The sequence below is a fragment of the Bacillus cereus group sp. N14 genome (assembly GCF_016483555.1).
Classification (GTDB): Bacteria; Bacillota; Bacilli; order Bacillales; family Bacillaceae_G; genus Bacillus_A; species Bacillus_A wiedmannii.
Genome location: NZ_JAEHBQ010000001.1, coordinates 201106 through 209638, shown reverse-complemented (window position 1 = coordinate 209638; position 8533 = coordinate 201106). Strand labels below are relative to the sequence as shown.

Genomic DNA, 8533 nt, shown 5'->3' with positions numbered 1-8533 from the left:
AAACGACCGCGGGGGAACGCGGTCGTTTTTTATATTATTGTTAAAACTTCATGTAAAGAACAGATAGTAGGAATATCGTACTTGAGTTGTGAGTTATCCCGATTTAACCATATCCCTTGCATCCCAGCTGCTGTACTACTAATTGCATCAGTCTCTAATCGATCGCCAATATAATAGCAATCTTTCATTTCAAGATTCGATTGTAATACGGTTCTGTGAAAAATTTCAGGATCTGGTTTCGATATACCAAGTTCACTAGAAGTAAATATATATTTGAAATGTTTTAAAATGTTTAGGGCAGTTAATTTTTCGACTTGTTGTTCATAGTCACCATTACTAATGATACCTAATGAGTGCCCTTCTTGCTTTAAGGTCTGTAATGTATAGTGTACATCTTCAAACGCGGCCCAGTTGTTCTTATAAAGTTCTATATATTGATTGAATCTGTGCTGAGATTCCTCGGGTGATAAGTTTAATCCATATGTTTTAAATAAATGATACATTCGCATCCTTTGTTGTTCTTGAAAAGATAATTCCTTGGATAAAAATTTGTTGAAATATTCTTCGGATAATTCATGCCAGACTTTTGTGGCCTCTAATTCATTACCTGAAAAAATAGTACTATATACTTGAAAGAAATCTATAATACCATTTCTTTCAGCCGCCTCATAATCAAATAAAGTTCCATCGACATCAAAGAAAATCATATGACAAACTCCTCGTTAATAACTATTTAGCGTTTTCCGCAACTTCATACCCTCTCACAAACAATAGTGTCATATAAGAAACAATAAACGAGAAGATGCTGTACATGCCAACCCAAAAGAAAAATTTTGGAGTAAAGGCGATAACACCTATTATTAAAAAACTAGCAAACGTTACAATCGGCATTACGTAATACGTTTTCGTCTTGCGCGTTCCAATAACAGAAACGATAAAGATAAGTAATGGACAAATTAATAAGACGAAAATCAATTCATTCATAGTTATGTCCCCTTTTCGAATTGCAGTAATCTGTTTCTCGTAAACGTTTTGAAATAATTACTCTCCTAATATAATTTCGCTAAGTAATAACGAATCCCTCTTGAAAACGAGTAATTCATGATGAATTTCACAAGAAAAAAACGTAAGCAAGAGAACACTTGCTTACGTTATAAAATAAACATCGCAACGATTGTGGTGACAATTAAGCCAATCACAACCGGTAAAAAGTTTCGGTGTGCAAGTTCAAATGGATCCACCTTACAAATGGCAGCAGCAGGAATAAGCGCCCAAGGAATTAACGTCCCGCCCCCGGTCCATATAGCTGCAATTTGTCCGAGAGCTGTTAATGTAGCGGTCCCATGCCCAAGCGCTGTTCCGAAAAGATTGGCAATTGAACCAGCAAGTGAAATGCCGGAAAATCCAGATCCATCTAATCCTGTTATGGCACCAACGATAGTTAATGTTCCAGCTGATACATATTGGTTTAAAGGAACAGTTTGTGATAAAGCGATTCCTAAGTCGTTAATGATTCCGTGTGAACCTTTCGGTAAATAGTCTCCGATGATTTTCACAAAGCCGCTATCTCCTAAATAAAAAAGTGCAGCAATTGGAATGACTGGTCCGAAAATTTTAAATCCAAATTGAAGCCCTTCTATAAAATAATCGGTCGTTTTATTTAGTCCATGTCCTTTGTAGGTGATGAGAGAAATGATGATAATCATAATAACAGTCGTCCCGCCGATAAGTGCAGTTGCGTCGCTTCCTTGTAGTTTATATTGAATCATGCAAAGGATGTCAATGATATATACGATAGGGATACATATAGCGAGCCATTTCTTTATGCGAGGAGATAATAAAATGGTAGTTTTAGATGGTTCAGTTGATGAAGAGGTGTCTTGCAATGATAGTCCTGTATGAAACTCTTTTCGTAAGAAGAAAAAAGCGACAGAAGTTGTAACAACGCCCATAACGATAACGAGTGGAAAACTTGCAGATACAACGCTGGAAACAGGGAGACCAGCAGCGTCTGCGGTTAATTTTGGTGCGCCTTGTATAACGAAGTCGCCGGATAAAGCAATCCCATGACCGAATAAGTTCATAGCAATTGCAACTCCAATTGGCGGAAGACCGACGCGTACAGCGACTGGTAATAAAATAGCTCCCATTAAAGCGACAGCTGGAGAAGGCCAAAAGAAGAAAGAAATTGTCATCATTAAAAGACCGATAATCCAGTAGGCGAGTGTAGGTGTACGAATCATCTTTGTAAATGGTGAAATCATCGTATCATTTATGCCGGTATGAACGAGTAAATTGCTCATGGATACGATAATGGAGATGATTAATATAGTTGGTAATAGTTCAGTAATGGCGTAAATGAAACTTTGAAAAATGCCGCTAACGGCAAGAGGGATAGAGTTTGTTGCGGTTAATGCTAGTAAAAAGATAAAAACGATACAAATGATCGTCGTATCTTTTCGGAGAATAAAAAAGGTAATAATAGTGAGTAAACAAAGAACATAGAGAGCGTGTAATAGCGTTAATTCAACTCCCATAACATTCACATCCTTTAGGCATTCGTGTAGTTTATTGTATGAAAGCAGTGAAAGTATGTGAGTATAGGAAAAAGAAAAAAGTGAAATTTCATGTACTGTAATGGTAAGTTTTTGAAATGGATGTTACAATACAATTAATCCTAAAAATGGAATTTAAGGAGGGGTTATGTGCAAAAAATTGGATTTTGGGGATTCATCATATCTTGTATTCTAGTAATCATTTTAAATCTATTTACAAATACCGAATGGATAGGTATCATACCTGTTTTCGGGTTTGTTTTTATACTGTTATACCGCTGGGATGACATGACACAATATAGTAAGAAAAGTATCAGAATTATAATAGGTATCACTGTTGTTTGCTCATTTTTCGTAGGGTTTATTTTAATAGAGGGGCAGAAACAAATGGAAAAAATGTCTATTTTTCAAGAATGGATGTCGTCTGCAAAAGGTCTTTATATTGTAATTGTAGTAGTTGTTTTTCTGAAAATTGTTATAAGCATAGCAAGCTACATATTAAAGGGAAAGTAGAATGGGGGAGTATGAATGAGAGAGAGAATAGGTTATTATGGTGTGCTCGTTTGTTTACTATTATCAGTTATTTCAGGACAATTTCTTAAAAGTGAATGGATACCGATTATATTATGTATAGGAGTATTGATTTTTGCTCCCATGTATCGCTGGGATGAATGGAAAGCATATAGTCGAAAAAAGAAAATTGTTTTCAGTATTGAGTTTGTCATTATAATTAGTACAATTCCGTTTTTGTTATTGAAAGGAAATGAGATAATAGGTGAAATTGTAATGTTTCAAGGGTGGTTATTTATCGCGAAATTGCTATATTTAATTTGCATTCTAATAGCGATAGTAGTGATTGCTAAAAAAGTAAATGAAATAATATTTGCTAATGAATAGAAGAAAGTGCCACCGAATAAGGTGGCACTTTCTTACTTTACTGAATGGGCTTTTTGCATTTTCTTAATTAAACGAATTTGTCCGCGATGATTGATTTCATCTTCAAATACGTGAAACCATTTAAAGTAGTTATTTGCTGGTTTATCATACCAAAAGTCTGTCGTTTTAAATAACCATTCATCAGGTAACGATTGAAAAGTCTCGATCGTTTTGGAACGTACTTCTTGCAATGTACGTATGTAAAATTCTATAGAGTTGCCTTTTATTTTCTCGCGTCCAAGATCTCCTAACTCAATAGCAGGTAACCACCGTTCTAACTCAGCCTCCGTTGGTTCACGGTCTTCAAAAGTATGAATCTGGTAGTAAAATTCAATAGCGGCCATATGGTACAATAACATGCCGACTGAATTTGCTTCTTCATCATACAAATAATCAAGTTCTTCAATTGTTAAACCTTCCACCGCTTGCATTGTTGTATAGCGAGCGTAATTCATCATGGAAACAAGTTTGGAAAATTCAAGCTGTAAACCATCTATTTTATCAATTACAAAGTTCAATTTAAATTCCCCCTCTTTAAACGATGACTCCAGAGAAAGAATTCTATGTGCAGCGAAAAACTCCTTTTAAAAAGCCCATGATTTTAACAAGGAATAATAATTAGTTCCCGATTTGATTTTGTAATAACTTCATATCCGTCTTTTGTGATGACAATATCATCTTCAATTCTGCAACCGCCCCAGTCTGGTATATAAATGCCTGGTTCCACTGTAACAACCATACCTTCTTCTAAAGTAGCTTTACTTTCTTGGGATAAGCGGAGAGGTTCATGAATTTCTAACCCAAGACCATGACCAGTAGAGTGTCCAAAATATTGGCCGTATCCATGTTCAGTAATGTAATCTCTCGTTATATCATCGATACTTTTCGCAGTTTCCCCAGGTTTAATTGCTTCCGTCCCACGTTTTAACGCTTCTCGTACAACATTGTATATCTTTTTGAATTCTTCTGATGGTTCCCCAATTGCTACAGTACGTGTAATATCGGAACAATATCCGTCGTAAAGTGCGCCGAAATCTAATGTAACGATGTCACCTCGTTCGATTATTTTATTTGATGCAACTCCATGAGGAAGTGAAGAACGGACGCCAGAAGCTACAATAATTTGGAAGGAAGAGGATGTAGCTCCTTTTTTCCGCATGAAAAATTCTAACTCATCTCGTACATCATTTTCACTTATTCCTGGTTTTAGAAACGTAAGGATGTGGTGAAATGCTTCATCAGCAATATTAGCTGCGATTTTCATTGTTTCTATTTCAGGCGTGTCTTTAATAATACGAATATTTTCAATGATTTCGCACACTTGAACCATTTCCGCATGTACGTATTTTTGTAAGTTTTTATATTGTTGCAATGTCATGTTGTTTTCTTCAATTCCAAGTTTTTGAATGTTTAATTTCGATACTTGATGTGCAATTTCTTTTTCTAAATTTCCTGTATGCATAATAATTTCAGCATCTTTTATTTGTGATTTCGCTTGATCTACATAGCGAAAATCAGTGATAAAAACAGCTTTATCCGCAGAGATTAAGACGACGCCAGCACTACCTGTAAAGCCTGTTGCATATTGGCGATTTTCTTTTTTTGTAATTAGTAATCCGTCAATTTCATAGTTTTGTAGTTGATTTTGGATTTTATTAATTTTTAAAGTCATGTTAATTCCCCCTATTCACAGTATTGAATAAAGCAAATAGCGTGCCACAAAAATATTTTTCGAGAGAAGTTAGCAGAAATTGCATATCTTTTAGGTAGGAAATTTAGCCCGCTATTTGTGGGTGGTGGGCTGCTCGTGAAATACAGATTATTTCAATTGTCAGTGGGAGAATGAGAAAAATATCGACTACAATTTCACTTTCTTTACAATTTGTCAAAAAATTTATACAAATTCGAAAGAGCACTGTCAATTTTTTTGACAATATGGAAGAAAAGGATAAGAGGTTTTTTAGTATATATATTTTGAAAGTATGTTCTTTGTTTTGTTCTGATGTAAAATTTAATATATAAATAAATAATTGTTATTGATATAATAGGTAATTGTTGGATTTCTCTCGAAGATAGGGAAACGTAACGAATATGAAGGAATAAGGGTTGTGAATACATGAAGAAATTAAGTAAAGTAATGTCATTTTGCTTGGTGGCTAGTATGTTAGTTGTAACAGGTTGTGAAAAAAGTGAAAACAAAGTTCAAGTAAATGAAACGATTGAACAGCTTAATGAAGCGCCAGAAGTGACAGAAAAAGAAGCGAAAAAGATTGTAAGAAAGAATGTAGATGCAATAGCAAATGCATTTAATGAGATGGAAAAAGAAAATGGATGGAGCCGAAATAATCCTGGAGATTTAGGAACAGCTAAAAAAGGCGTTAAGGGGTTAGTTTCAGATAAGTTTGTGGAGAAGGAGCTTCCAGGATTGCTTGATACATTTAATAGATCAAGAGAAACTGATATGTTACCATTTCCGATTCATATTGAGCCGGACGTGAGGATAACTTATTCACAGAAAAATGATGTTTTAAAGGTTGAGACGCTTACTCTTGCAAATGATATGGGGAGTGAAGCGGAGATGTGGGAATTTGTTTTAGTGTATACCGATGGAAATTGGTTAATGGATAAATGGTCATCAAATACGCCAGTAGATTTAAATTTAACTAAAGAAGAAGCTAAAGAACTTCTTAGAGTACAGGGTTTCAAGAATGTCTCTTTTGTTAGAGAAGAGAATAGTGGAAATAAAAAATATATTTTTAAAGAAAGTAACGGAGTAGTTGCTGTTGACGCCAAAAACTCGGTTATTACTCACAATGTAGATGATGAAGAGCAAGAAAAGGTAACGAAAAAGGATTTTATTCAAGAGCAAGAAACAGTTAAGGGGAATGATTCTAGTACGTATACTAGTTCAAAAAAAGAAACTTCGTTAGCGGTAGGTAAAACTAAGGTTTTAAATGAGTTAGCAGCTCTAGAAAACCAAGAAAAACATATAAATGCTATATCAACAAATGACATAGTAAATGAAATAGAAGGAAATTATGAACTGTGGGATAATAAGCTAAATGAAATTTACAGTACATTAAAAAATACGATGTCCCCTGATGCATTCCAGTCATTAAAAACGAAACAAATTGCGTGGGTTAAAGAAAAGGAAAGTAAGGTTAAAGCAATTGGTACTGATACAAATAACGGAACGATGAGACGTATAGAAGCTTCAGAAGAGAAATACAACATGACAAAAGAAAGATGTTATGAATTAGTGAATGGGTATATGAACTAGTTTGAACGAATATAAAAATGCGTTGCTTATGAGCAACGCATTTTTATATTTAAGCTTTTAATTTCATTACAGTATCAGCATCAGGTGTTACATATACGGTTTGCTGATTGTCGTACGTAACAAAACCAAGTTTTGCACCACTCGGTTTTTTGACATGGCGTATTTTGGTGAAATCTACAGGAACAGAACTAGAATCTTTTGCTTTACTGAAATAGGCAGCGATTTTAGCAGCTTCTAACACGGTTTCTTCGGTAGGTTCAAGAGAACGAATGACAACATGAGACCCAGGGATATCTTTCGTATGTAACCAAATTTCATCACGACGGGCAAACTTCGTTGTTAAATAATCGTTTTGCTTGTTGTTTTTACCGACGAAAATTTCTGTTCCGTCACTAGCTAAATATTTGTCTAATACCGGTTTAGTTGGTTTCTTCTTAGCATTTTTTGCTTTACGATTGCGCATATAACCTTCTTCAGCTAATTCCTCGCGAATTTCTTCAATATCTTTTGAAGAAGCAGCTTCCATTTGTTGAAGTAAGCTATCAAAATAAAGAATTTCTTCATTTGTTTTTTCGATTTGTTCTTCTACAACAACAACTGAATTTTTCGCTTTTTGGTACTTTTGGAAATAGCGTTGCGCATTGTCAGATGGTGTTTTTAAAGGATCTAATGTAATTTTTACAGTTCCGCCATTTTCGTCGTAATAGTTAACGACTTCAATATCTTTATCACCTTTTTTCAAAGCGTACATATTGGCTGTAAGTAGTTCTCCAAATAGTTGATATTTATCTGCTTTTCCGGCATCTTGTAATGTTTTTTCTAGTTTAATGAGTTTCTTCTCATTTTTATTTTTTTCGTTTTGCATAAAGCGCTCTAAATCATAAGCTTGTTGTTTTACACGGTCGCGCTCTGCTTTTCCGAAAAAGAAACGGTCTAGCAATTCACTAACAGATGAGAATGTCTTGTCTTCTCCTTGCAAGTGTGCAAGAGGGAAAAGATAAAAGAATTCTTTCCCATTTGAAGTAGTCATTGTTGGTGAATATGTATGAGTTAGTAATGGTTTTTGTATGGAGAAAAATGCGTCCGCTAATGCTTTTTCATTTACCATACCTGCTTTTTTCACTACTTCTTTTGCGAATAACGGCGAAATTCCCGTAAAGGTGCCGACAAGCTGTTTATCCATGTTTCCAGATAGAAAGTCTAGCGGTCTAATAAATTCATCATTTGTTTCAATCTGGAGTGGGTTAATTTTATGTTGTGCTGGTGGTGCAATGTACTCCGCTCCAGCATATACAGTTCGATGTCGGTTTACCGCTAAAGAAACGTGTTTTAAGCTATCTAAAATATTGTTTGTTTTTGTATCTACTAAAATGATGTTACTATGTCGTCCCATTATTTCAATTACTAATGTTTTTAGCGATTCGTCACCAATTTCATTTCTGCTACGAACTGTAATTTGAATAATGCGCTCTAAATCAATTTGTTCAATTTTTTCAATGAACCCACCTTCTAAATGCTTACGAAGAAGCATACAAAACATTGGCGGAAGTGCAGGTGAATCGTAATTTTGATTTGTTAAGTGTAAACGTGCATATGTCGGATGAGCGGAAAGAATTAGTTTTTGATTTTTTCCGTTTGCTCGAATATGTAATAAAATCTCGTATTTTGAAGGTTGATATATTTTGGAAATTCTTCCTGTGTAAAGAGAATTTGCAATTTCATGTGTAATTGCTCTTGTAAATAATCCATCGAATGCCATAAA

The 8533-nt window shown here is 34.7% G+C and carries 9 protein-coding genes; 3 read left to right on the top strand and 6 right to left on the bottom strand.

Translation table 11 applies throughout. The annotated features are described in order from the left end of the window. Positions 1 to 29 precede the first annotated feature (29 nt). The 3 genes from JDS82_RS01000 to JDS82_RS00990 all read right to left on the bottom strand — a co-directional run bounded on the left by JDS82_RS01000 (position 30) and on the right by JDS82_RS00990 (position 2537). The gene (locus tag JDS82_RS01000; protein WP_000575809.1) at positions 30 to 707 is read right to left on the bottom strand and encodes an HAD family hydrolase; all 678 of its coding nucleotides are present in this window, start codon (positions 705 to 707) and stop codon (positions 30 to 32) included. 22 nt (positions 708 to 729) lie between these two features. Further along, positions 730 to 984: a YbeF family protein gene (locus JDS82_RS00995; RefSeq protein WP_001003934.1), complete on the bottom strand. Its 255-nt coding sequence runs from the start codon at positions 982 to 984 to the stop codon at positions 730 to 732. Positions 985 to 1151: 167 nt separating this feature from the next. Beyond that, positions 1152 to 2537, bottom strand: coding sequence for a hypothetical protein (locus tag JDS82_RS00990; RefSeq protein WP_199712516.1), 1386 nt, complete (start codon positions 2535 to 2537; stop codon positions 1152 to 1154). A 168-nt stretch (positions 2538 to 2705) separates the two neighbouring features. On the opposite strand from JDS82_RS00990, the gene JDS82_RS00985 reads away from it, so the two are divergent. Continuing rightward, positions 2706 to 3068, top strand: coding sequence for a YoqO family protein (locus tag JDS82_RS00985; RefSeq protein WP_001169219.1), 363 nt, complete (start codon positions 2706 to 2708; stop codon positions 3066 to 3068). 15 nt (positions 3069 to 3083) lie between these two features. Then, positions 3084 to 3452, top strand: coding sequence for a YoqO family protein (locus JDS82_RS00980; protein WP_001209170.1), 369 nt, complete (start codon positions 3084 to 3086; stop codon positions 3450 to 3452). A gap of 32 nt (positions 3453 to 3484) precedes the next feature. On the opposite strand, the gene JDS82_RS00975 is transcribed toward JDS82_RS00980, so the two are convergent. Together JDS82_RS00975 and JDS82_RS00970 are read right to left on the bottom strand one after the other, a co-directional pair. Further along, positions 3485 to 4009 (bottom strand): DinB family protein, encoded by a 525-nt coding sequence (locus JDS82_RS00975; RefSeq protein WP_001012027.1) that lies wholly within the window; start codon positions 4007 to 4009, stop codon positions 3485 to 3487. A gap of 83 nt (positions 4010 to 4092) precedes the next feature. Then, positions 4093 to 5163 (bottom strand): M24 family metallopeptidase, encoded by a 1071-nt coding sequence (locus tag JDS82_RS00970; protein WP_000172797.1) that lies wholly within the window; start codon positions 5161 to 5163, stop codon positions 4093 to 4095. Between the two features lie 444 nt (positions 5164 to 5607). On the opposite strand from JDS82_RS00970, the gene JDS82_RS00965 reads away from it, so the two are divergent. Continuing rightward, the gene (locus JDS82_RS00965; protein ID WP_033658710.1) at positions 5608 to 6771 is read left to right on the top strand and encodes a lysozyme inhibitor LprI family protein; all 1164 of its coding nucleotides are present in this window, start codon (positions 5608 to 5610) and stop codon (positions 6769 to 6771) included. Positions 6772 to 6820: 49 nt separating this feature from the next. Here JDS82_RS00965 and JDS82_RS00960 read toward each other — a convergent pair whose 3' ends face one another. After that, entirely contained in the window at positions 6821 to 8530 is a 1710-nt protein-coding gene (locus JDS82_RS00960) for an Rqc2 family fibronectin-binding protein (protein ID WP_000863260.1), read from the bottom strand. Between the last annotated feature and the right edge of the window lie 3 nt (positions 8531 to 8533).

Excerpts from the sequence above, each read along its gene's own strand:
- JDS82_RS01000 (WP_000575809.1), bottom strand. The coding sequence starts at position 707 with ATGATTTTCTTTGATGTCGATGGAACTTTATTTGATTATGAGGCGGCT.
- JDS82_RS00995 (WP_001003934.1), bottom strand. The coding sequence starts at position 984 with ATGAATGAATTGATTTTCGTCTTATTAATTTGTCCATTACTTATCTTT.
- JDS82_RS00990 (WP_199712516.1), bottom strand. The coding sequence starts at position 2,537 with ATGGGAGTTGAATTAACGCTATTACACGCTCTCTATGTTCTTTGTTTA.
- JDS82_RS00980 (WP_001209170.1), top strand. The coding sequence starts at position 3,084 with ATGAGAGAGAGAATAGGTTATTATGGTGTGCTCGTTTGTTTACTATTA.
- JDS82_RS00970 (WP_000172797.1), bottom strand. The coding sequence starts at position 5,163 with ATGACTTTAAAAATTAATAAAATCCAAAATCAACTACAAAACTATGAA.
- JDS82_RS00965 (WP_033658710.1), top strand. The coding sequence starts at position 5,608 with ATGAAGAAATTAAGTAAAGTAATGTCATTTTGCTTGGTGGCTAGTATG.
- JDS82_RS00960 (WP_000863260.1), bottom strand. The coding sequence starts at position 8,530 with ATGGCATTCGATGGATTATTTACAAGAGCAATTACACATGAAATTGCA.